Source organism: Bacillus sp. HMF5848, assembly GCF_003944835.1.
Classification (GTDB): domain Bacteria; phylum Bacillota; class Bacilli; order Bacillales; family HMF5848; genus HMF5848.
In genome coordinates, this window is record NZ_RWIV01000001.1 from 3,618,724 (window position 1) to 3,642,500 (window position 23,777).

The following is a 23,777-nucleotide window of genomic DNA, read 5'->3' on the forward strand; positions in this document are numbered from 1 at the left end:
ATAAAGAGACATAACCATATGATTAATGTCTCTTTATATCATTACCGCACTCTTTTGGAGAGGGAGATGATATAGGAAAACGTTTTAAACTTCGTGACTTAGGTCTTTGTTATTAAAAAACAAGCCTAATCTCTGCTCTATTTTTATTTTAGATTTGGATATCCTTGTTGTCTTAATGCTTCATATATAAGTACGGCTGCAGTATTTGATAAATTAAGGGAACGGACATTTATTGTCATTGGAATTCTTAAGCATTTATCTTTATACTTTTCAATTATTTCTCGTGGAATACCATTCGTTTCACGCCCAAAAATAAAAAAGTATTCCCTATCAGGATTGCTGTAATTAAAATCTGTATATCTTCCATCGCCGAAATTTTCAATAAAAAAATAATCCCCCATTGGGTTTAGCTCATAAAATTCCTCTATTGAATCATAATAGCGGACATTTACTTTGTCCCAAAAATCAATACCAGCTGCTTTTAACATCTTTTCATCCGTTGAAAAACTAAGCGGCCGAATTAAATGTAAAATTGAGTTCGTTGCAGCACAGGTTAGCGCTATATTAGCTGTGTTCGAAGGGATTTCTGGTTGATATAATACAACATTTATTCCCATTTTATTTTCACCTCTATCAAACTTTATAATACGTTGCACAATATGGCCATTATATACTAATTTATCTATTTTTTAAAAAGGTATAGTAGCTTCTCATGCCCTTGATTTATTACCCTCCAAAGCAACGACAAGCATTGAGTTTATCCCTAATCCTAATATTCCTCTAAGTAAGTTACTTTCCTATTCCTTATTCCTAATACTCTAAAAGGAGAAAATAAAGAAAACTCGCCAATTGGCGAAGACAGAGGCATAGTTGCACTTGCACTTATACTTACCTAGTAGCTAACAAGCGTTTCTGCTTGTTTAGAAACGCTCTTTTAGTTAAAGTGTATTGACTATTTTCCTATAAAATAAATAACAAAAATGAAACTATTCAAAACGAATACACCTAACGAAAGTAACGAAGTAAATAAGGATATAACCAGCATTTTTATTTTTTGTTCCCCGTTTGCTTTAAATAAGCAGAAAAACGTCCCAAATATTAATAAATAAGTAAATAAAATTCCTATTAGCAAGACATATCTATTGGTTCCTCCCGTTAAAGTCGCCAAATTTTCTACATTAAATACTAGGACTAAGCTTATAAGTGCCAAGGACATTGACGTGAAAAGCCATTTCACAAATATATTCATTTTATATTGCCCTCCCTTTTCTTAGATTTATTGAACGACTGTCTCGTTATTACGCTCCCAAACATTTTCATCATAGACCTTTGGTTCAGCAATCATAACATAAAAATTCAGTCCATTCTGATACTTCTTCTCTATTTAAGTCACCTGAAAACACATTTTCTAGCTGTTACGGTTCAACCTATATTTTTTCATAGTTTCCTTTAGTTCATTTTCTGACCAATCAACGTTTCTTTTTAGAAGGCTTGTGTGCAAGTCGGTGTGGACTTTTATTTCGTTTCAGTCTCTCGTCAATATCGTCTTCTAATTCAACACTAATTCAAAAAGTTAATCTATTTTAACATATATATATTATAACTTTTCCCTTACTTACATTTCATTTTATATTATAAAGAGTACCTCCCAGAACAGAAGGTACTCTATACACACAAATCCTCTCACTTAATTTTTTACACTCAATATGTGTTTGGCCAGAAGTATACTGAACCGCGTAATTATTGTACTCATACCCAGTGGTCTTGTGAGGGGCAGAGGTCGCAGATCTAAACAATTTCGAAAAATCTATGAAGTTGATAGTATGAAAAGCTTATTGAGAAGGTTTAATTACCCGTTGCAAACAAAATTGCCTCCTGCTCTATAACGCTAGGTTGAACACCTTGTTATTCTTTCCCACTAAACTCTAAAACATTTAAACCCTCGGATGCTTCTGGTGCTTCAAAAAATTTTGTAACATGAATAAACACCGCTTCCGTGTCAAAAGCCGCTCTTTCAGGTTGTTCGTTACGCCTTTGGGCAATTTGACGTAAGCATTGCTCGTTGTTCAGATTAAGGAAAATTAATTGATGGTTTGCATTGACCTCTGACGCCATATCCAAAAACCACTTTCGCAGTTTTTGAGTGTTAGCTGGAAAATCCATCACTACATCTGTACCGACACTTAATATGTTTTGGACATGCTTTTTCACCAACGGCTTGAGCTGCGCTGAGAATTTTAGATAGTCGTCAAATGAAGCGATTTGATTGGGATAAAGACATGAAAGCCATTCATCCTCAGACAACAGTACCGCATGTTTATCTATCGCCAATTGTTTTGATTTAGTTGATTTTCCTGCCCCCATTTTTCCACAGAAAAAGTATAGTGTCCCCAATTGTTTCATATTTTTCCCCCATTCTTATTTTAGTGGTTAAAATTATATAAGTGTAACACTAGTAGTGTTACACGGTGGGGCAACTCGAAATTCCCGCTACAAACTCTGAGCCTCCGACGCCACTAATACGGTATATCATGTCATTTTCTTCTGCTACAATACCAATTGACTCTGCTTAGTCTGTTGATATAACTGTACTTCCCGACCCTGTATCCACTAACACACGTTGTAAAGTAGCAACTGTCCTGAAAATATTACTTCCATATCCGTAAGCAATAAACCGTCTTCAATTATTAATTTTTTCACTATCTCCTGATACCTACCCATTTTTTCTCAATGATGTTAGGCTCCTTACGGCTAGTATGAAGAACGTATAATTCCCTTCCAGGTTCTTCTTGATGAATTTTTTGATATGCTTTCATAGCATCTGAAGAATTAGAAAACTTTTTCAAAGGAGCAATCTCATCTAAAATACGTTCACTTTTCTCATTTGTATGTGCTCGAACAGCTTCAATTAAAACCCATTGCTCTGGAAAATCTTCACACACATCAATCCACTTCATTTAAGGCCCCTCCGACATATTTACTTACATTTTATCATGATTAAGATAAATTGGAATAACGCTCAATATATAGTAATTTTGTTATTAGAGATAAGCTCCCTGTTTTTTTAGTGAGCAACTGTAAATTCTAAATCAGTAATCAATAAATTAAATTAGCTAAATTTTGAGCCGAGTGAGATTCTATAACACTAAAATACGACTCATTTTCATCATAAGTAATAATCGTTGCTGTTAGATCTTCGTTAAACCATATCCTATACTCATTTATCTTAAACTCATCTGTACCTTCTTGTGTTGCTTCCTCACTATTATAAAATAACGTAAGCATAGCATCTTCTTTTCTATCTATTTTAAAATTCTTATCCGTTTTCCATTCTATTTCACTAAATATGTTCTTTACGTTCTCTATTGTTTGTTTATCTTGAACCGTTTCACCCTTATTAAGGGTTCCGTCAGATTTCATGGATTGTACAATAACTTTTTCAATTTGCTCTAATTTAGAATACTTTTGAGATACTTCACTAGAACAACCAAATAGTAAAGAGAAAATAAACAAACAGCAAAAATAGAGTAGTTTCTTATTTGCCATAAACTTCTCCTCCTTTACCTATTAACTTTAATTTTTTTCAACCGTCTAATTATTTTACCATAAAGTTACATTTCTTCATTAAATATTACTCCTTACATAATGAAAAGGCGTTCTTCTCTTTGCAGAAAAGCCTCCTTTACTTCAATAACGATACTTATTAATCTTTTTCAGATTTTCCAGAAGTTATGTCCTCAAATGGAGAACATTTAATATTTAAGTTAATAATTGCAGATAGTAACCTCTAAGAATATTCCCAAAAAAATTCGAGGAAGTGGTAATGATCAAACTTTTAACCAACATTATTTTTTGTATTGTTTTAACCTTTTTAATATTTAATGAAGCTAAAGCTAACTACACAAGCGTAGAATTCCAAAAATCGCTATTTGACATTGGATTCAAGGAAGTTAACGTTGCTATACAAGAAAGCAAAGAGCACTTTAAAAAGGATATTGCTCTGCCTATACAAATACCTCCAGTTACATTTACTCATAGCTTCGGCAGGTTAAGCAACTTGGAAGGTGACATAAATGATGGCCTTGAAATTGAATACCGTCATAAAGATAAACCAAAAAATCACTATATGATTTGGGTCAAGCCAGCAAAGCACGGATTATCAATTATAGAAGATCATATTGATCAAACTTTTACTCTTAAAGATGGTAGTAAAGCGATATATAGTACAAAAAAAGCAAAAGGATTTAATCTACTTATCTTCGAAAAAGATGGTTGGCAGTATATTCTTAACATAAACAAAGATGTGTCAGACCAAAATACACCAGAAAATTTAGTTGAGATAGCAAACTCAGTGAGTCCATAACCAGATAGAAAAAGCATTGGTATTAGATCCAATGCTTTTTTCTTGTTCCCTTGTTACAAGTGAACAATTCTTTTATCGTAAACGATTTGGGCTTCTGTTCCCATATAAGACCTCTATACCTGATGATCTTTTTAAACATTACTGCTTCTTAGTGTAAGAGCGACAGTGGATTAAAATAAGGTTGTCACTTTTTCAGCAACAACCTTTACATTATTTCCTTATACGCTTTCTTTCTGTTCTTGAAGGTAATATGTTAATAACATCAACGTATCCATCATTTTCATGTACTGCATAGTAAATTACATAGTTCAACATTTTATGTCTACTTTTACCGTATATTAATCTTCTTAACCCTTTAAAACTTCCACTTTCAACTGATTGACCAATGAAAGGGTTACTGGAAAGCTTATCATCAATATAATCAATTATTTCGTCTTCTTTGGCGTACCACCAGTTTAAGGTTTCTTCTCCTTGATCAGAAAAGAAATGTTGAATTTTATCTAAACTCAATTCAAACTCCTCTGTAAAAAGAACAGTAAAAGGCTTTTTATTTTCTTTCTTCATTGCGCTTAGATTTCAGCTCTCTTCCAGAATACCTTTTCATATCTGGATTATCTAAATACCTAGTCAATGAAGCTTTAAGTTCAGGATATTCTTCAATTTCTTGTGCTAAATCAGAATCCAAAGCATAATCTATTCTTTCTGATTCACCTTCTACTTCAACGGAAACCAATTTACCATTCATAACAAAGACTCCTGACTCTCTTCCATTTAGTGCACTAAATAATTCTTGTTTTGCCTGTTCACTCATTGAATTCATTTAGATTTCACCTCAGTTCAATTATATCAAATGTCTCTATAAGAATTCTATTCAAAATTAAATACACTTTAAGCTCACTATCCAATAAGTCACAAAGTCCTTATTCAAGATAAGCTTCCGTTAGCACAAGAAATAACTATTCCTTTGAACAATCTGCTATTTCTGGTTGTTTAGGAAGGACAAATGATTGGTCACGAACTACTACTGTTTCAGGGATAAAGCATATTAAAACATTACTATTATCTAAGTTTTTAAAACGTGGGTCCCATTTTTCTATTTCAGTACCTAAGTAACGAGAAATTAACTGATTAGCTATCATCTTCTCAAAAGGCTTTACGGTTGCTGTACCTCTAAATCCTGCATGTAAAAAAAGTCCATTATGCTGATTGTAATCTACTATTCCAATAGCACACTTTGGATTTTCCCTTATTCTATCTGGAAATGTATCTGAAGCTGTACCTATTATCCAAATTTTGTTATCTTCCCAATAAAACCAAACAGGTGAATCTCTCGGTGCATCCTCTACCACTGTTGATAAATGAGCTACTAAAGGCTTTGAAAGAAAATTTTCTAAATCAAAACTTTTACCTGTATCTCTAATAATTCTCATCATGACCTCCTGATTAACCATCTTTTTATTACTTCTTTCTTAAACAAGTCTGCTTCTTTAGTTTAAGGTCACTATTTCACAATCTCTATGATTTTCATACCTAAATCATACCAGAAAATGACGATTGATTGTTCTTTGTTTCCACAAATATGGAAATAATTCCTCTAAATGAAGTTAATTAAATGGAGGGATTTTACGTGTTACTAACAAAAGCCTGGGAAGCCTACAAAGCGGAAAAACGAATTGAAGGGTCTTCACCTCATACCCTAAAACGCCTACCGTCTTCAGGCAAACCTCTTAGTCCGCCACTTCCAAGATATTAATGTTCAGTCGATTACCACACAAGGAATTTAAGGATTACTTGGCTTCATCCAGTGAAGGATTAAAACCCTCAAGCCTTGCCCACAGAGTTAGATTTATTCGGTCATTCTTTCGGTGGTTACATGAAGAAGGCCATATTCCTGTGAATCCAGCTTCGAAGATCAAAGAACCAAAAGTGGGGAAAGAAAAATCGAGCACTTGAGGGAAGCTTGCAATACTCCAATGGAGAAAGCCATATTTGAGTTTATGTTTTCAACAGGTTGCCTGATTGGAGAGATTGTTTCATTAGACCGTAACTGTATTAATTGGTCAGATCGTTCCGCCATTGTAAGAGGGAAGGGAGATAAGGAACGTGAAGTGTATTTTAATATCCGATGCGACATTTGGTTAAAACGTTATATGCAAATTCGAACGGATCAAGATCCAGCTATTTTTGTGACAGAGCGAGTGCCACATCGCATGAGTATAGCTCAAATGAGGTATGTCATTAAAAGAATATCAAAGAGAGCAGGTATAAATAAGACCATTCACCCTCACCAACTCAGACACAGCTATGCCACACACCTTCTTAATAACGGAGCCCCTCTTGATGTTATACAAAGTTTATTGGGGCATGAAAAGTGAAACTACTCGTATCTATGCTCAGTTAAGTGGAAAATTGAGACAGGAATTATATAGAAAGTACTTCTAAAATAACTAATCATTTAGAAAAAAGTACCTCTCATTACAGGTACCTTTAAAACTCTTTATTAAGAGCTATTGTTCAAGTAAATGTTAGCTTCTTTGCTACACAGTAAACAGTCTACTGTGCTTTAAAAGAATTAGTTGTGAAAATTCTTTATTAAACCATCATGATCAAATACGTTCCTAAAATAAAGCATAAAATATCTAAAAGGAAGGTTTATGCTCATTGTATTTTGAAGTATATACTTGCCTTTAGTTTTTTGAAGCATATGTCTGCCAAAACGGCAATTATATAATTCAAGTCACAAAACATAAAAAAACCACCAAATATGTATTTGGTGGAGACGGTGGGAGTCGAACCACCGTCTACTGAATGTGCTGTAATACCAGTGTTTATAAGGGTTTTTAGCTACCTTTTTAAAAAGCTGACCATGGTTTTGACCATGGATTACGAAAAATCTTACGGAGACAAGTTTTTTTTCATTCATTTTCCATTCTTCTTATTTTCATATGCACGCAGTTGGGGTTAATTTAAGCTACAAAACAACACATAAATCTTATTTCCAAACGTTTTTTCTTTTTTTGTCAAATTAAATCATCCGTTAGTGAAAAATAATAAGATTATTCTATTTGGTTAAAATACCTCTATGTCTTAGAAATGGAGGGAATTAATTTATAATGAAAAAGCCTTTATTGATCTTTTTTACAATTATTTATTGTTTTAGTTTCTTTCCTACCTACTTAAAAGCACAACAAGAAAGTGAAGAACAACTAATTAGAGAAGCATTTGTAAACACTCTTTTACCGCATATAGATGAAGAAATAAGTAATTACTTAATGGATTTTAAAACTTTCGGAACTTACAGTTTTCAGTTTGATACAATTGGCACAAAACTCCTAAGTATTAAGCGAAACGAACCAAATGAACCATTTAATTATCAAGCAAAGCTTGTGGTTAGTACGTTTGAACACGCACACAATCCTCCACATTTTAAAATTTTCATTACCTTAGATTTCAGTTACTCCAGATATAAAGTAACTAACTTTGAAATAAAAGGAGATGATACTTTTAAAATGATCGAGTCATTTTATAAAGAAATACTTGCTGATATAAAACAATCATTTGGTTTAAAATTAGAAACATACAAGCATTATAACCCAAGTGAACTTAAAAGTTCAGGTTTTAATCAAATACATCAAATCGTTACAGACATAGCAAGCACTAAACTTGCACCATACGCAAAAAAAACACACCCTTTTAAAAATGTTGTTGCTCCTATTACATATTTGAAAGAAGACCAAGGATACATCCTTTTGAAAGAAGGAGATGGCACAAATATCGTTTATTTTCTTCAAAAGATAAATGATACATGGACAATAAAAGATAAAAAGCAGAAACAAGGTAAGAAAATGGATGCTAAATTGCTCTGGTACTATTAAAGCCGAACTATTTACCTGCTCTTTAACAGTACAAGAGATGTCGATCCGAAATCTCTTGTTCAATATTCACAACCCTTTAGTAAAATAACCTATTTCAATGAATTTGCAATTTTCATCATATTTTCCTTGGATATATTAGAACTATCCATTTCTATATAAGTTCCATCTTGTATCCAAGTAAGTAATCCCCCTGTAATTTTCTTACCTTTGCTATCTCCTTCGCCACCGTTACCCCATCCTTGGAAGTAAGCAATATGACCGTTTATATTTATCTTTTCTGCATTTGGTGTCTTTACTTCAACTTCATTAGAAACTGCTTTCCTTTGTTCAATACCAACCATCAAATACTTATCGTTTTTATCCATGTAATGTAATCTGAAATTAGTTATAGTATCTTTTTCACCTAAAGGATAAGTCTTAATCTCTAAAGTCCAATCCTTAGGCACTTGTTTTGGAGAAAGAACTTTGAAGTCAACCTTTTTTTCGACTTCTGAAATAGTAATACTGTTATGATTGTATTTTATGTTTTTTGCTTGAACACACAAAGGTATAGTTGAAATTAAAATAAAAACCAATAACAATTTCAACAAATACTTCATTTTACACTACCCCATTTCGTAATAATTTCTACTGGATAGTGTATCCAATATATAAGTAACTATTTGCAGTAAGTTTCCACATTATAGTTTCATTAAAGACAGGATGTTAATAGGCAAGTTTAAATACTATTCTACGCCATTCTTTCCAACTATCCATTTTACTTTAATTCATTCCTTTTAATAAATTCATCAAAATCACTATTGTCTCGTTTTCCTATACGATGCTGATTATATTTCTCATATTCCTGTACTGCTAATTTTTCAGCTACTTCTTTCGAAACCTTTCCCGCATTTTCAAGAATGTCACGCCCGTTAAATTGTAGAAAGGCATTCAGCTTATCCACCCAATCTTTCATATACATCGGTTGATTCCGCTCTGCTTGATCTTCGGCATAGTCCAGATACATTGTTACAATACGATTAAGTTGCTTCATTTCTTTTTCATTTAAGTAGTTTTTTGCAACTCTAACGTCTTGCTTGCGTACTTTATCACCTTTCCATGACGTTAAGCCCATGTTTTCCTTTGTAGCATCTGCTCGACTTGCAATTAGTTCTGATGCTGTATGACCATGTATGGCAAAGTGCAATTTATTTTGTACTGTTGCAAAGAACTCCTGTGACTGTTCAGCTTTCGGATCGTAGTCAACAGCCGTAGCATATATATCCGTAATCTTTTGATAAAATCTTTTTTCTGATGCACGAATATCTCGAATACGTTCAAGTAATTCGTCAAAATAATCTTGTCCAAAGTTTCGCATTTCTTTTAAACGGTCATCATCCATTGTAAAGCCTTTTACCAGATATTCATTTAAGCGTTCTGTTGCCCACCTACGAAATTGTGTCCCACGATGTGAGCGAACTCGGTATCCAATCGCTATAATCATTTCAAGGTTGTAGTGTTTTGCTTTACGTTTTACCTGTCTACTTCCTTCATTTCGAACTTGTAAGTAATACTTACAAGTTGCTTCTTCTTGTAATTCGCCCTCTTCGTAAATATTTTTTATATGTAACGTGATATTTTGGGGTGATGTTTGATAAAGCTCTGCTATTGCCTTTTGTGTCATCCAAACAGTCTCATTTTCTAACCGTACATCTATTTTCGTGTTACCTTCTTCCGTTTGATAAATGAGAATATTTGTTTCATCAGTCATTTATATTCCTCCTTTTATTAAGAGATTGTTAATCTATGTGAAGTCATTTATGTTCCATTTAATTACTCTATTATTATATCATGAATGATACCTTTTCCTTATAAAGCAAAGAGAACATTGAATATTCAATGCCCTCTCTACATACTTTCGTATTTAACTGAAACTAATATTTTTTATGCCTGTAACAACGACTTGATTCATTTTGATATAGGATTTCCTTCCTTTTACAAATTGGTTACTCACTTGAAAAATAATTTCTTTTACATTGTTATTCCGCAGGTTATCTAATACTCCTTTTGGCATCATTCCCTCAAATACATAACCATTGAAATTAATGTCAAACCTAATAGGGTTTTTCATAATAAATTCAGCTTTCTGCTCAATATCTTTATACTCTTTAAATGAACCCTTATATAGTATTCGTGTTCCTTCGGCTTTAACATCTAAACTATGCCTATGCGATGTTAGTTCTAAGTCCATGTTCTTTTCAATTTCTTTAACAACATCCATATAAATATCAGGTCTATTAATTAAAGATAATATCACAAGTGCCTTTCCATTTGTAACCGCCATCTGCAACATTACATCCTGATTATTATTCATCGTTTCTTTCCTTCTGATCACGTAGTACCAACTCAATTAGGTCGATTAAATCCACCTCATATGCTTTAGCTAAGGCATTCAAAGTCAATACAGAAGGATTCTTTTTTAGACCTTTCTCTAACCTGTGAAGGTAGGAAGGACTTATACCTTCTGTGGCAATTTCCAAATCACGCAAGCTCCAACCTTTTTCCAAGCGAGAATCTAATAAGAATTCTGCAAAAATAGATCTGTCCTTTACTGTTTCCATGTACTCACCTTCCATTCTTGTTTTCTATTAAAACGCCTATTTTGTTACTTCCATATATGATAGATTTCTAATGACTTTTCATAACTTATAGAACAAAAAAAACAAAGGTGTTACTGGCTCTATATACATATCCTGAATCTCCGTTTAAAAAACGAAAAAACACCACCTCGCCGACCAAAGCTAAAAGGTGATGTTTTTTCGCAAAAAGTATTAATTTGTGAATAACCAAACTCCCTGCCCCTTGTCAAAGCAAAGTGTTTGAAGCACTGGATATAGTGCTACTCCTATTATAGCATCTATTATTAACGTATATAACGGACTTATAGAATGTAAACAAATGATGTCGAAATGTGGAATGTTTGTATAAAGACTTGTATAAGATGTGATAGCTACAAAAACAACACAACAAGAAAGGAATGATAGAGATGAACCGAGAAGAATTTCTTACGATGACACCTACAAAAAGGGTAGAGGCAGTAAACGGTTGGTTGAAAGAATATACCCTTAAAGAAATTGCGGTCGCACTTGGCTATCCGTATTCAACCTTTACAACTGAAATGAGAAATGGCGGGGAGTATCAATACAATAAGAAGAATAAACAATATGTCAAAGTTCAACCGACTAATGCGAAATTGGAAGATGATAATATGATACGATTCCTAAAAGACCATTATCCAACGCTCAAACAGTTAATTGAACGCTTTCAATCAAATCAGTTATTGATCCTTGACGAGAAGGTGTATAGCAATCAAGCCAAATTTGAAAGCAAAAGCATTAAGATGAATAATGAAATATATGAATTATTCAGCAATTTTTGCAAGGAGAATTATCCACACTTTCGTATTCAAGATTTAGTTGCACAGGCATTGCTTGATTTTAAAATTAAATACAAAGTACAAAAATGACAGTGTGTATTTAAAAAGTCGGTTGTAAGGTGTCAAAATTATTCACATGATCAATAACTGGAAAACGCAGGGGTATCAAAAGCCTTCTGCGTTTTTAAGTATAATGAATTTGTTCTTGCTTTTACGAAAGAAGTGACTTCTCTTTTTTAAAGAGTCGCTTTCATCGAATATCACTTAATCTTTCACTGGACCATAAAAAGGGTTTTCATTTATATTCTTAATAAAATCAATTGTTTTCGCTTGATACATTTTATTGCGGTATTCATAAATAATAATAATATCTCCAATAGAGGACACCGCAGGGGATATTTGTCCACTTACTCTTACCATAAGTTTGTTGTTGATCACTTCATAATCAATAATGCTACCAAAGCCTATATCATTAAATAGATTTTCAGGTCGAATTTCAAAGGGAGTTATATCCACTTTATACTCTTTATCCCTTATACAGATTTCGGCTTCTGCATTCGATAGCTTTGTTTTTACGTTCTTATAAATGATTGCTAAAGGATTATCTACAATCACTTCGGTTAGTCCATTGTCAATTGTGTGAAAAACATGAACATCTTCCAAAAGTACCCCTGTACCATGCCCTGTTGTCAAGGTCATGATTAGCTCTTCCTTTTGGTCTTTGTTGATGTCCTTATAGAATATTTTTGGAGCGTAGGTTGGACTTGTTTCACTATTCCAAAAAGGTCTTGTGTAAATACTCCCTTTGAAATCAATTTTAAATCCCCTATATAATCCATTCATTTTCTTACCGTAAAGGGTTATATTCTCTTTATTGTTCCTACTAACGACTTCATAACCTTCAATCTCGGCACCTGCAATAGTAGAGTTAATTATAAGAAGAAACCCTATTATAAAACTGATAGATGACTTCATTGGCAATACCTCATTTTAGTGTTCCCTAATGTGCATTTTTATGCGACTAATCTGCTAACAGTAAATGAGCGTATCTGCTTCTTAAAGATACGCCCCTATTATTGAATAAATACACACCCTTATACTGTCATTCAAATTTAAACATATTTTCTACCTCTTTACTTGCTTTAGGCAAATCCATACCTTTTTTCCAAATCAGTATATTATCCTCTGGAGTTCCATAATACAAGGCTTTTATTTCCGCTCCGTCACGATTCATTTCTTGACCTTCTATATCAAAAAAGTCATAACCCATCGCCAATCCATATGGTGGTTGTGCTTTTTTCTTTATTATAGGTCGTAAAGGCTTCATATAGAAGTTTCCGTTATCATCCATTTCATATGCGATTTCATTTAAAGCATAACCATCTGTTAATTCCACATGATATACAATTTTACCATCCGACAATTGACTAACTTGCGATATTTCTACTACGTTTATTGGAACATTGACTGTGTTTAAATGGAATAAATAACTGTACCCGAAAGAGATAAGTGAAACCAAAATCACAGAAATGATAACACCAATAGCAAAGGATTTTACTTTTGAACGATTCCAGTAAGAAGAAATTCTCTTTATAACATTACTATCTTTTCGATTAATATCGATTTCCTCTTTCGATAAGTTAAAGTCCACTTTAAATTTCTCTAATTCTATTTTACAACTTTGACAGTCAACAAGGTGTTCTTCTATCATTTTTTCACTATCATCACTACATACTTTATCATAATACAATGGGAGCAAATCTTTCACGATTTCACAGGATACTTTCGTCATTTCAATTCCTCCTTTAGCAGATCATGAATTTTACCTTTAGCCCGATGAAATGTGACTCTTGCCCAACTTTCTGTTCTCTCAAAAAGTTCGCTTATTTGTTTAAAGGAAAGTTCACCAAATACTCTAAGTGTAAAGACTTCTTTATAAGGCTCTTCTAAGCGATGCACAACTTTGTGTAAACGGAAACTTTCTTCTTTTTTCATTAACATATCTTCAATACTATTCTCATTGGTTTGTTCAGGTATATCATTTGATTCATAACGCTTTTGTTTGTCGAGATAAGTAAAGTATGTATTTTTTGCTATTTGACATAGCCAAACATTGAGTTTGCAATTGCCCTTGAATTTATCAATACTTTTTAAAGCCTTGAAAAATGTTTCTTGTGTTATTTCTTCTGCAATTTTTTCATTTCGGCTTAACGTTAATACAAACGAGTAAACATCTCGAAAGTATCGATTGTAAATCTCTTCAAACTCCGTCACATTTCTACCTCCTTTCCTAATTAAGACTTAGTAAAGTAAGTTTCGTTACAAAAATAATAATAAAATTGGCAGACGATAGGTCTGCCTTTAGTTCATTCCATTTATTAGTTATATTTCCTCGTTCATTTTGGTTGGCAATAGTATCCCAAGTCTTTACTAAAGGGTGCGTGAGTCTAAGAACATTTTTCCCAATCTCTACATAATTACTTTATCATAATTTAACTGTATAGCCTTTCACTTTATATAGCTCACTTTCTGATCGCTTTCCCGTTTACATTTCTCTTTTTCGTTGATTACTTTACATACAGCAAACTTGGTTGGTAATAGTTTTAACTATATGAAAAAAAGAAGTGAGGAAAAGAAGATACTATAATGATTACGTATTTATGCTATTGGACACGTTTTTAGTGGGTTTTCAAGGATTGAAGGAGCATTCTTGTAGTTTTTAGGAATAGTAATGGGATTGATTTGTAGGATTTGCAGGGTGGCGATACGCTTTTTTTGTGTAGCTTTTGTCATAGACTTTAACGGAGTATCTAAGTCGTAAGAGGACACTTTTTTGAGAAAATCAATAAGCTTTTGCTTGTTTTGAGGTTTTAGAGGCGATTTTGTTATAATTTTTCTTGCTTCATCCAACTTGTAAAAAGTGTCAGTGTAGTAGATGGGAAAGATATATAATTCAAAATGATTCAGAAATTCCTGATGTTTAAAGTATTCTGATAGCTTTCTCGGTACACCTTTTTCCTTTTCTAAATAATACAAGCGATTGTTTCCAACTTGCACTTCAAATCGAATTACATCATTTTCATAAGGAGCAGGTTCTCTCCCTTTTGCTCTGCATTCTTCTGCTTTCATATAGACGAGCGATTTTACTGAATTGGACTTGTGTTCAACTGATGTTCCATACGTCACGTACTCTTTTGTTTTCTTATTTTGATAGCCTGTCCTTTTTGTTTGACGGCAATAGCTACGTGCCATTTTCTTATATAAATCTATCAAGAGCTGACGTTCATCTTTGTTCTGAACGACAACATCATAACGATAGTCAATTCTTGTCAGGACATGATTTTTGTAACTTAAAGAATGACCAAAAATATCCATAAGCATTAGCTTGATTTTGTATTCAAATCTGCCATACATACCTTCCTTAATATCAGGTGTTCCTAACAATTGTATGACATCAACAACCATTGATAGATGCCATTCTCCTTTGCCACGACTCATTAAAACAGCGTTAATACCCTTATAGTAATCTTCAAAGTAGCTATTCAATTCGCTGTACTTGATACCTAATCGTTGCTGAATATCTTGAACTTCAAGATAATTTAGTGGTATATACATTTTAAATGTGTGAATCATTTCCATTCCTCCTATGGTTGCTTGGGATGGGAGAATACAGATGGCTCTAAGGATGAAAGAGGTTTTTTCACTCCCAACCCGATTATATTTATTATTTTCTCCATTGCTCTTTTGGAAAGAGTAGTTTCATTGTATATAAATGAGTGACAAGAAAAAACACGTTTGTAGTTCTATGATGTTTTATACTTCAAACCGTAGCTTTATAACTGTAATCGGAAATAGATTACGATAAATACACAACCAACACTTTAACGCTTTAAATTATCATAAAACACTTAAAGTATAGACATTTATAAAAATATCCGTAAACTAAAAGTACAAGAGCAAATGCTATCTTCGTAACATCAATCTCATTGCATGCAAGGAAGAATTACAGAGTTTTGTTACACAACACAAAACATCTGTTATATAAAAGGTTCCGCAATCAAGCTCTTGAAATAAATCCTCGACTCTTTTATATTAAACAGGTCAAAAGTTTTAACACCCTTCCCCAACTAACGCCTCTTAACACCTCTTTCACATTCAAAGATCAATCTATGTATCCACACTTATCAAACCAAAATAAATTTCCACACAACAAGATACCCCACAAGGAGAGAAACCACATGGAACAAATTACAAAGTCTACTAATTTTAAATCGGAGTTAAAAAATCTGATTCTTACAACACTGGAACAAGTTTTGAAAGAATACCAACCGAAAAAGTCTGAATGGATGAGCCTAAAAGAAGGTGCATCTTACGCCAATGTTTCCTACAACACATTCATTAAGTTTCGTGAAATGGGATTAAAGGTTTGTGAAATTGACGGGGTAAAACGAGTTTCAAAAACCGAGATTGACAATTTCTTAAACAGTTATAGCTACTAATAAAACCAATAATTAGTCTATGAAAAAGTTAATTTATCAGGAGGAAAGCAACATGAGCAGAGCTAAAAGAACTTCAATAAAAGAATATGTGAAAGTAGATGGAAAGAAATACTATTATTTCAAAATATATATTGGGGTCAACCCACTAACAGGTAAGCCAGATTACACCACTCGCAGAGGCTTTAGAACGAAGAAAGAAGCAGAACTTGCTTTAGCTCGTATGAAACTGGAAATCAGTAAAGGTACGTTTCGTAAACAAACAGCAGAAACGTTTCAGGATGTTTATGATTTATGGATTGAACAATATAAGAAAAAGGTAGAAGAAAGCACATTTGTGAAAACAGCAGGTATTTTCCGAAATCATATTCTCCCCAAAATGGGTGATTATAGGATTGCAAAGATCGATTATGATATATGTGAAAAACACGTAAACGAATGGGCTGAAAAGTTAAAGAGTGTCCGCATTGTAAAATCCTACGCCTCAAAAATCCTCGATTATGCCATCAAGAAACAAATCATTCAAACAAATCCATTCTCATTAGTAGAGATCCCACAGAAAACACAAGAAGAAAACATTGATGAAGCTGATAATGTGATCGAAAACTTTTACAATAAAGAACAGTTGCTTCATTTTTTCCAATGTATGAAACAGGAGTCTAACACGAAGGCATATGTTCTATTCCACTTGTTAGCGTACAGTGGTATGCGTAAAGGGGAAGCACTTGCACTCAATTGGAATGATATTAATTTTAATAAAAAGGAAATTCGGATAAATAAAGCACTGTCACAAGGAACAAAAAATAGACTATATTTCAAACCCACGAAGACAGAAGTTCCCCGAACGATTTCAATGGATTCAGCAACTATGGAGATTTTAAGAGAATGGAAAAAGAAACAGCGACAGGAGCTAAACATTTTAGGATACAATTCAGTCCAACCAAAACAACTTGTTTTCAGTAATAAAAAAAATGAGGTACTGCAACCTTCAATCACTACTAAATGGCTCAATGCTGTAATAAAAAAATATCAACTTCCGTTTCTCACAACTCATGGATTTCGCCATACACATTGCTCACTGCTTGTCGCATCACACGTTAGTATTAAGGAAGCACAAGTTCGATTAGGACATAAAGATTTTAAAACAACCATGAATGTCTATGCTCACGTATCAAAACAAGCAAATGAGGATGTAGTTACTAAGTTAGAATCGTATATGGCTATGTAAAATAAATAGTAGAAGATAGCAAATAATCTCCCCAAGCAATGTTTGGGGAGATTTTCTTGTTTTCATTTATAATTTGTTGTTAGAAACCTCTTAATAATCTGGCTAAAATCATATATGATAGAAAAAAGCAACAACTTATCCTCTTTTTCTTGTCTCCGTAAGAAAAACAGGAGGAAATAATGAGTAAAGCAAAAAATACATCTATACAAAAGTACACGAAAAAGAATAACGAGAAGTGCTATATGTTTAAACTATTTTGTGGCACTGATCCATTAACAGGTAAACCGATGTACACAACTCGGCGTGGATTTAAAACGAAAAAAGAAGCGACTGTGGCTTTAGCCCAACTCAAACTTGAAATCAACAAGGGAGAATTTAGAAAACGCCAAGTAGTAACGTATGCAGATATATTTGATTTATGGATTGTTCAATATGAAAAAACAGTTGAAGAAAGTACGTTCATTAAGACATCAGGTATTTTCAGAAATCACATTCTACCGTCTCTTGGAGAGTACAAGATTGAGAAGATGAATATTGAAGTATGTCAAAGACACATTGATGATTGGGCTTCTAAGGTAAAGAAATACCGAATGATAAAATCATACGCTTCAAAAGTGATTGATTTTGCCATTAAACGAGGATACATTGAGAAGAATCCTTTTACATTGGTTGAAATGCCGAAGCAACTGAAAAAGATTCGATTAGATGACCATGAAGAACTTGAAAACTTCTACACAAAAGAACAGCTTATCGAATTCCTAACATGCATGGAGCAGGAAAGTAATTTTAAAGCCTATGCGTTTTTTCAGCTCCTCGCATATTCAGGTATGCGTAAAGGGGAAGCTCTCGCTTTAACTTGGAAAGACATTGATTTCAACAAGAACGAAATCCGTATCAATAAAGCACTTTCGAGAGGTAAAAACAATGTTCTTTATGTAAAGACTACTAAGACGGGTATTGCTCGAACGATAAAGATGGATGATAAGACAATGGCGATCTTGGAAAAGTGGAAGAAGCAACAGCGAGAGGAATACCTTGCGAAAGGATTTAACACCTCACAACCAAAGCAACTTGTTTTCAGCAATGAAAAAAATGAGTTTATACAGCCCTCCAAAACAACAAAATGGCTTGATCGTGTGTTAAAGAAATACAATCTACCAAAAATCACTACCCATGGATTTCGACATACACATTGCTCATTATTATTTGAAGCAGGCGTTGGTCTAAAAGAGGTGCAGGACAGACTTGGACACTCCGATGTGCAGACTACGTTAAACATTTATGCTCACGTATCTGAAAAAGCCAAAGATGATGCGGTCATTAAGTTAGGTAGCTTTATGAGCCAATAAAATTTTTGACCATAGTTTTGACCATATAAATATGATACTAAATGACACTATATGAAATTGGGCAAATAAAAAAACCCTTATTTATCAAGGGTTTTGATACTGTATGAAATCCACCGAATATGTATGGTGGAGACGGTGGGAGTCGAACCCACGTCCAAAGATATCGGCACTTAAGCTTCTACGAGTGTAGTCGATATATTAGCATTTCACTAACTTTTCTGCCTATCGACAGGCGTCCAAGTAGCTAGTCTGATTGTTCTCTTCCTTCGACCTCAGACGGTGGCCTCCGGCGTAGCCCACTAAGTTTGAGTCCGCTACCCTACCACATGGGCGATGGAGGGGCGAACAGCTGCGCTATTTAATTAGGCAGCTAAAGCGTAATTATCTTCGCCAGTTATTGGCTGTGACGTTTTAACGAGGCCGATCCCCTCGACTCGCAACTTAAGCTCGAACTACCCCTGTCGAATCCGTAACGTCCCCATATATAATATGAAGAAGTCTTACGGGATAAGAGCTTATTGCTCTATTTAGTTATCATGTAACTGTGTCCCTCTGACATTTACTATTATAACAAAACTTCGCCGTGTTTCAAATGGTAATATATGTTAAACCTTTTGCCTATCTCTAAATGCTCGTTCAATCTCGCGCTTTGCATCCTTCTTCTTAAGATCCTCACGCTTATCGTACATTTTCTTCCCCTTCGCAACTCCTAATAGTAACTTAGCATATCCATTTTTCAAATATAGCTTTAAAGGTACTAACGAATACCCTTGTTCTTTCGTAATACCTATCAATTTTGAGATTTCTTTTTTGTGTAAAAGAAGCTTTCGAGTACGTAGTGGCTCATGATTGAAACGATTCCCTTGTTCGTAAGGACTCACATGCATATTATGAAGAAATACCTCTCCATTTTGCACTCTTGCAAATGAATCCCTTAAATTAGCTCGCCCAGCACGGATGGACTTAATTTCTGTACCTTGTAATACAATACCAGTTTCATACGTATCTTCAATAAAATAATCATGATACGCTTTTTTATTTTGAGCAACAAGTTTCCCTTCACCTTTAGGCATCGATAACCCCTCCTAATGCGTAACTAATATTATACTACATACAAAGTTTTACATCAATGGAGGAAAGAGTAGCTCTAGCTCTAATGTGACTCAAATCGACATCTTCTATCATAGTTGCTATAATGAGCATAAAAAACGTTATTAGGATGAAAAGAGGGTTCTTCTTGGTTTTTAGCAATGTCGTGTTTTTATTTCTATTCTTACCAGCTGTACTTTTTCTGTACTTTCTTATAAGAACAGAGCTTCGCAATATTCTATTGGTCGTTTTTAGCCTCATATTTTACGCTTGGGGTGAACCAACATACATAATTCTAATGCTCATATCCATTTTTATTAATTATATTTTCGGTTTACTTATAGATCGCTTTCAAGCTAAAGCTTCTCTAAAAAAGCTCTCTCTTACGTTAGCAATCATTTGTAACCTTTTGATATTAGGCTACTTTAAATATGCGAACTTTCTTATCACAAACATCAATGAGCTTTTTAATACTTCCATTGTTCTTGAACCTATTGCTTTACCGATTGGCATTTCGTTTTATACGTTTCAAGCATTATCGTATCTTATTGATGTGTACCGAAAGAACGCTGATGTGCAAAAGAATGTCTTACATTTAGCTCTTTACATTTCATTGTTCCCTCAGCTTATTGCTGGGCCAATTGTCCGTTACAATGACATTGACCAGCAAATACGCACGCGAATCGTTACCTATAATCATGTCGTCACAGGTGTGAAACGATTTATCATTGGGCTAGCGAAAAAGGTTTTAATTGCTAATCAAATGGGATTAGTCGCTGATGAAATTTTTTCGATGTCTCCGGATAGTATGTCCATTGGACTAGCTTGGCTAGGCATCATCGCGTACACGTTACAAATATACTTTGATTTCTCAGGATACTCTGATATGGCAATAGGTCTTGGAAAAATGTTCGGCTTTGATTTCTTAGAGAACTTCCGCTATCCATATATATCTAGATCTATCTCGGAGTTTTGGCGTCGTTGGCATATCTCGTTAGGTAATTGGTTCCGTGATTATGTGTATATTCCACTAGGTGGCAACCGTGTAAGTTCTTTTAAAGTGTACCGTAACCTTTTTATTGTGTGGCTATTAACAGGCTTTTGGCACGGTGCTAGTTGGACATTCATGGCGTGGGGCTTGTACTATGGATTATTCATTGCTCTTGAAAAAGCAGGATTGTCACGTTTACTTTCTAAACTTTGGCGTCCATTACAGCATTCATACGTACTAATCATTGTTATTATAGGTTGGGTATTTTTTCGCGCTGATAACTTCATGTATTCATTTGAATTTATTCAAACTATGTTTGCTGGTAATTCAACCGTGCTTATTGATCGAACAGCACAATTTTATCTACATGAATATTGGTATGTATACGTACTTGCTATCGTCTGCGCGACACCTATTCTTCCATTTTTGCAAGAAAAAATGGAACAAGCAAAGATCGCATATATATCAGCTTTTATCAAACCGATATATTATGGTTTAATATTCATTTTGTCGATAACATACGTTGCAAATTCAACATACAATCCATTTATTTATTTCAGATTTTAAGGAAGGTTCTTGTTAATGAAAACATTGCACAACACATTAATAGCAATAGGTTTTTTTACAACTCTCATAGCCATTTCATTCCTTACCATAGCTATGCCTGATAAAAAAGTATCTGACATTGAGAATAGATTTTTAGAACAATTCCCAACCTTTTCTGAAGAAACAATCATTAACGGTGAGTTTACTAAAAAATTCGAGTCCTATTACTCAGATCAAATTTTCTTAAGAAATATTTTTATTGAGGCGTACACAAGGCTTCAATTATTGCTTAATAAAACGGTTATTAGCAATACGGTCGTTTTAGACAATGACTGGATTCTGTCTGAGCCTTTTGCAAAAGTGTATACAGATTATATGGACAAATCTACTGGGAATTTAAACACACTCGCCAATCAATTTCCTAAAACAGAATTCTATTTTGCCGCTGCTCCACATAAAACAAACATGTTAATGGATAAGTTTCCTAATTACTTGCCTGAAAATGTTGGAGTAGAAGCTCAACAATATTTTTGGTCTAACCTACACAAGAATGTAATACCAATAGATTTACATAATTACTTTCTTAACCATTATTCTTATGATGAACGCGAAAATATGTATTTTCGTACAGATCATCATTGGAACATGGATGGTGCATTTGCTGGCTATACAGGTATTATGGAAGCTCTAGCTACACAATCAAATTCGATTGTTAATGCCCCTTCCACAATTGACCAGTATACAAAAACTTGTTTAACGAATAACTATTTTGTAGGAAGTTACAACAGACAACTATATTTACTTATTGATGCGAGCAAAGAAGTCTTATGTCATTATGAACCGAACTCTTCTTTTAACTTCTCATCTGTCTATGCTAAAGACGGACGAGGAAAAGAATTTACTAACTTCGAAGACATTTATAAGACCGATACGGAAGGACAAGTCACATATGCTGGATTATACGCTGGTGATTTTTCTGTTATAAAGTATAATAAGGAAAAAGCGGATAATGATAAAAAAGTTGTCATCGTAAAAGACTCGTATGCTAATGCTATAACTCCCTTCATCGCCCAGCACTTTACTAAGACAACTGTTCTTGACTTGAGACATTATACAGAAAAAACGTTGAAGGATTTTCTTGAAGAAGAGCAAGCAGATATTGTCTTATTCATTTATAATAACTCAAATTTATTTGGTAACATGTTTCAATTTGAATAAATGTACAAGCTTGAAATTAAGAAACAACGTTCTTCAAGGGCGTTGTTATTTATTTTTACTATTGAAAAAGGAAGGATCCAGATGAAGAAAAAACTAATACTTTTGGGGGCAGTTTGTCTCCTAGTGTTTACTCTTTTAATAGGAACTTATAGACTAATGAATGCAAGAACTTTTCAGATATTCGGAGGGTTGACAGCGGCCGTTCAAACAGATAAAAAAGTAGTAGCCTTAACATTTGATGATGGGCCGACCAATCATGTAAATGATATTTTACCTATTCTAAAGAAATATGACGCCAAGGCGACTTTTTTCCTGATAGGAAATGAAATAGAATTCCATCTCACGGAAGCAAAAATGCTTGTAAATGAAGGGCATCAACTTGGAAATCATACGTATTCTCACAAGCGAATGATTTTCAAAACACCAGCTTTTATTAAAAGAGAGATTGAAATAACAAACCTCTTGATTGAAGAAGCAGGTTATAAGGGAGAAATAGACTTTCGACCACCAAACGGAAAAAAACTGTTAGGATTACCTTATTATCTTTTTAAGCACAATACAGACACCATTACATGGAATTTAGAGCCTGATAGCTTATATACATCTTCAACTGATAAAATTAACTATGTAGTAGAAAATGTTCGACCAGGGTCCATTATTTTATTACATCCTATGTACGATAAAAGTGGCGATGAGTTAAAAACTGTAGAAGGTATTTTAGACACTTTAACAAAGGATGGATATCAATTTATAACTGTCAATGACCTGCAAAAATATCAGAATTAATATTATAATAAGTTGGGATAATAATAATGTTGACTATTCAAAAACTTAAACTGAATGACATGCACGAAACAATGCTTGATGGTTTTGAACGTTATCAAAAGACAGATAAAGTATATGTTTTTCAAAGAGGACTATTATTAGAGAAAGAAGACTACTTTGAAGACAATTGGACAGTTGATAATAAACGGGACATTGTTACACACTTAATACAAACTATTAATGATGGTGGTGCTGTTATCACAGCTACACACGCTCAACAAATTATTGGTTTTGCTGTAATCGAGGCAATGGCTTTTAAGATTACATATGTGTATCGAGAATTGTCCTACTTCCATGTTTCACAGCTATACCGTGGACAAAAAATTGGAGAAGCTTTGTTTGAAAAATCGAAAGAAGTAGCCAGATATTTAGGAGCAGAAAA

Annotated in this window: 26 protein-coding genes, 1 other RNA gene and 2 pseudogenes (1 of these 29 running past the window's edge); 11 read left to right on the plus strand and 18 right to left on the minus strand. The window is 33.7% G+C overall.

Features of this window, described 5'->3' with window-relative positions; all coding sequences use genetic code 11:
* Positions 1–143: 143 nt before the first annotated feature.
* The 5 genes and pseudogenes from EJF36_RS17425 to EJF36_RS17440 form a co-directional block, all read right to left on the minus strand.
* Positions 144–617 carry a tRNA (cytidine(34)-2'-O)-methyltransferase gene (locus EJF36_RS17425; protein WP_125907516.1) on the minus strand — a complete coding sequence of 158 codons (474 nt, stop codon included), beginning with the start codon at positions 615–617 and terminating at the stop codon, positions 144–146.
* Positions 618–1,420: 803 nt separating this feature from the next.
* Positions 1,421–1,559, minus strand: a pseudogene (locus EJF36_RS21925) (shikimate kinase); the annotation flags it as partial.
* Between the two features lie 346 nt (positions 1,560–1,905).
* Entirely contained in the window at positions 1,906–2,403 is a 498-nt protein-coding gene (locus EJF36_RS17430; RefSeq protein WP_125907517.1) for an AAA family ATPase, read from the minus strand.
* A gap of 296 nt (positions 2,404–2,699) precedes the next feature.
* A complete protein-coding gene (locus EJF36_RS17435) occupies positions 2,700–2,957 on the minus strand; it encodes a hypothetical protein (protein ID WP_125907518.1) in 258 nt (85 codons plus the stop codon).
* A gap of 139 nt (positions 2,958–3,096) precedes the next feature.
* Positions 3,097–3,546, minus strand: a complete 450-nt coding sequence (locus EJF36_RS17440) for a hypothetical protein (protein ID WP_125907519.1) — start codon at positions 3,544–3,546, stop codon at positions 3,097–3,099.
* 277 nt (positions 3,547–3,823) lie between these two features.
* Here EJF36_RS17440 and EJF36_RS17445 point away from each other — a divergent pair, with 277 nt between their 5' ends.
* The gene (locus EJF36_RS17445; protein WP_125907520.1) at positions 3,824–4,363 is read left to right on the plus strand and encodes a hypothetical protein; all 540 of its coding nucleotides are present in this window, start codon (positions 3,824–3,826) and stop codon (positions 4,361–4,363) included.
* Positions 4,364–4,573: 210 nt separating this feature from the next.
* Here EJF36_RS17445 and EJF36_RS17450 read toward each other — a convergent pair whose 3' ends face one another.
* From EJF36_RS17450 to EJF36_RS17460, 3 genes are all read right to left on the minus strand, one after another.
* Positions 4,574–4,927, minus strand: a complete 354-nt coding sequence (locus tag EJF36_RS17450) for a type II toxin-antitoxin system RelE/ParE family toxin (protein WP_125907521.1) — start codon at positions 4,925–4,927, stop codon at positions 4,574–4,576.
* Positions 4,911–5,183 carry a hypothetical protein gene (locus EJF36_RS17455; RefSeq protein WP_125907522.1) on the minus strand — a complete coding sequence of 91 codons (273 nt, stop codon included), beginning with the start codon at positions 5,181–5,183 and terminating at the stop codon, positions 4,911–4,913. The genes EJF36_RS17450 and EJF36_RS17455 overlap by 17 nt, the downstream gene beginning before the upstream one ends.
* Before the next feature lie 136 nt (positions 5,184–5,319).
* The gene (locus EJF36_RS17460; RefSeq protein ID WP_260471933.1) at positions 5,320–5,796 is read right to left on the minus strand and encodes a pyridoxamine 5'-phosphate oxidase family protein; all 477 of its coding nucleotides are present in this window, start codon (positions 5,794–5,796) and stop codon (positions 5,320–5,322) included.
* Positions 5,797–5,990: 194 nt separating this feature from the next.
* On the opposite strand from EJF36_RS17460, the pseudogene EJF36_RS17465 reads away from it, so the two are divergent.
* Positions 5,991–6,805 (plus strand): annotated as a pseudogene (locus tag EJF36_RS17465) (tyrosine-type recombinase/integrase).
* A gap of 671 nt (positions 6,806–7,476) precedes the next feature.
* Positions 7,477–8,238 (plus strand): DUF3888 domain-containing protein, encoded by a 762-nt coding sequence (locus tag EJF36_RS17470; RefSeq protein WP_125907523.1) that lies wholly within the window; start codon positions 7,477–7,479, stop codon positions 8,236–8,238.
* 89 nt (positions 8,239–8,327) lie between these two features.
* Here the strand turns inward: EJF36_RS17470 and EJF36_RS17475 are convergent, their stop codons facing one another.
* The 4 genes from EJF36_RS17475 to EJF36_RS17490 form a co-directional block, all read right to left on the minus strand.
* Positions 8,328–8,837, minus strand: a complete 510-nt coding sequence (locus tag EJF36_RS17475) for a DUF4367 domain-containing protein (protein ID WP_125907524.1) — start codon at positions 8,835–8,837, stop codon at positions 8,328–8,330.
* 158 nt (positions 8,838–8,995) lie between these two features.
* A complete protein-coding gene (locus EJF36_RS17480) occupies positions 8,996–9,988 on the minus strand; it encodes a virulence RhuM family protein (protein ID WP_125907525.1) in 993 nt (330 codons plus the stop codon).
* Positions 9,989–10,141: 153 nt separating this feature from the next.
* On the minus strand, positions 10,142–10,591 hold the full coding sequence (locus tag EJF36_RS17485) for a hypothetical protein (RefSeq protein ID WP_125907526.1): 450 nt from the start codon (positions 10,589–10,591) through the stop codon (positions 10,142–10,144).
* Positions 10,584–10,838 (minus strand): helix-turn-helix domain-containing protein, encoded by a 255-nt coding sequence (locus tag EJF36_RS17490; protein WP_185806950.1) that lies wholly within the window; start codon positions 10,836–10,838, stop codon positions 10,584–10,586. The genes EJF36_RS17485 and EJF36_RS17490 overlap by 8 nt, the downstream gene beginning before the upstream one ends.
* A 425-nt stretch (positions 10,839–11,263) precedes the next feature.
* Here EJF36_RS17490 and EJF36_RS17495 point away from each other — a divergent pair, with 425 nt between their 5' ends.
* A complete protein-coding gene (locus tag EJF36_RS17495) occupies positions 11,264–11,743 on the plus strand; it encodes a hypothetical protein (protein WP_125907528.1) in 480 nt (159 codons plus the stop codon).
* 174 nt (positions 11,744–11,917) lie between these two features.
* On the opposite strand, the gene EJF36_RS17500 is transcribed toward EJF36_RS17495, so the two are convergent.
* The 4 genes from EJF36_RS17500 to EJF36_RS17515 all read right to left on the minus strand — a co-directional run bounded on the left by EJF36_RS17500 (position 11,918) and on the right by EJF36_RS17515 (position 15,286).
* Positions 11,918–12,628 (minus strand): hypothetical protein, encoded by a 711-nt coding sequence (locus EJF36_RS17500; protein WP_125907529.1) that lies wholly within the window; start codon positions 12,626–12,628, stop codon positions 11,918–11,920.
* Positions 12,629–12,755: 127 nt separating this feature from the next.
* Positions 12,756–13,445, minus strand: a complete 690-nt coding sequence (locus tag EJF36_RS17505; RefSeq protein WP_125907530.1) for a zf-HC2 domain-containing protein — start codon at positions 13,443–13,445, stop codon at positions 12,756–12,758.
* Positions 13,442–13,927: an RNA polymerase sigma factor gene (locus tag EJF36_RS17510; RefSeq protein ID WP_125907531.1), complete on the minus strand. Its 486-nt coding sequence runs from the start codon at positions 13,925–13,927 to the stop codon at positions 13,442–13,444. The genes EJF36_RS17505 and EJF36_RS17510 overlap by 4 nt, the downstream gene beginning before the upstream one ends.
* 384 nt (positions 13,928–14,311) lie before the next feature.
* Positions 14,312–15,286 (minus strand): hypothetical protein, encoded by a 975-nt coding sequence (locus tag EJF36_RS17515; protein WP_125907532.1) that lies wholly within the window; start codon positions 15,284–15,286, stop codon positions 14,312–14,314.
* 605 nt (positions 15,287–15,891) lie between these two features.
* On the opposite strand from EJF36_RS17515, the gene EJF36_RS17520 reads away from it, so the two are divergent.
* The 3 genes from EJF36_RS17520 (at position 15,892) to EJF36_RS17530 (ending at position 18,726) form a co-directional block, all read left to right on the plus strand.
* Positions 15,892–16,152 carry a DNA-binding protein gene (locus EJF36_RS17520; protein WP_125907533.1) on the plus strand — a complete coding sequence of 87 codons (261 nt, stop codon included), beginning with the start codon at positions 15,892–15,894 and terminating at the stop codon, positions 16,150–16,152.
* Between the two features lie 52 nt (positions 16,153–16,204).
* Positions 16,205–17,377, plus strand: a complete 1,173-nt coding sequence (locus tag EJF36_RS17525) for a site-specific integrase (protein ID WP_125907534.1) — start codon at positions 16,205–16,207, stop codon at positions 17,375–17,377.
* A 179-nt stretch (positions 17,378–17,556) separates the two neighbouring features.
* Complete coding sequence (locus EJF36_RS17530; protein WP_125907535.1) at positions 17,557–18,726, plus strand: site-specific integrase; 1,170 nt, start codon at positions 17,557–17,559, stop codon at positions 18,724–18,726.
* Positions 18,727–18,850: 124 nt separating this feature from the next.
* Here EJF36_RS17530 and ssrA read toward each other — a convergent pair.
* Together ssrA and smpB are read right to left on the minus strand one after the other, a co-directional pair.
* Positions 18,851–19,206: a transfer-messenger RNA gene (gene ssrA, locus EJF36_RS17535) on the minus strand.
* 125 nt (positions 19,207–19,331) lie between these two features.
* Positions 19,332–19,799, minus strand: a complete 468-nt coding sequence (gene smpB, locus EJF36_RS17540) for an SsrA-binding protein SmpB (protein WP_125907536.1) — start codon at positions 19,797–19,799, stop codon at positions 19,332–19,334.
* A 164-nt stretch (positions 19,800–19,963) separates the two neighbouring features.
* On the opposite strand from smpB, the gene EJF36_RS17545 reads away from it, so the two are divergent.
* The 4 genes from EJF36_RS17545 to EJF36_RS17560 form a co-directional block, all read left to right on the plus strand.
* The gene (locus tag EJF36_RS17545; protein ID WP_125907537.1) at positions 19,964–21,373 is read left to right on the plus strand and encodes an MBOAT family O-acyltransferase; all 1,410 of its coding nucleotides are present in this window, start codon (positions 19,964–19,966) and stop codon (positions 21,371–21,373) included.
* 15 nt (positions 21,374–21,388) lie between these two features.
* A complete protein-coding gene (locus EJF36_RS17550) occupies positions 21,389–22,570 on the plus strand; it encodes a DHHW family protein (RefSeq protein ID WP_125907538.1) in 1,182 nt (393 codons plus the stop codon).
* 81 nt (positions 22,571–22,651) lie between these two features.
* On the plus strand, positions 22,652–23,356 hold the full coding sequence (locus EJF36_RS17555; protein WP_125907539.1) for a polysaccharide deacetylase family protein: 705 nt from the start codon (positions 22,652–22,654) through the stop codon (positions 23,354–23,356).
* Positions 23,357–23,382: 26 nt separating this feature from the next.
* A protein-coding gene (locus tag EJF36_RS17560) for a GNAT family N-acetyltransferase (RefSeq protein ID WP_125907540.1) crosses the window boundary here: on the plus strand, positions 23,383–23,777 show its 5' portion. 136 nt of this gene lie beyond the right edge of the window; the window shows 395 of its 531 coding nt (coding positions 1–395); it begins with the start codon at positions 23,383–23,385; its stop codon lies beyond the right edge, outside the window.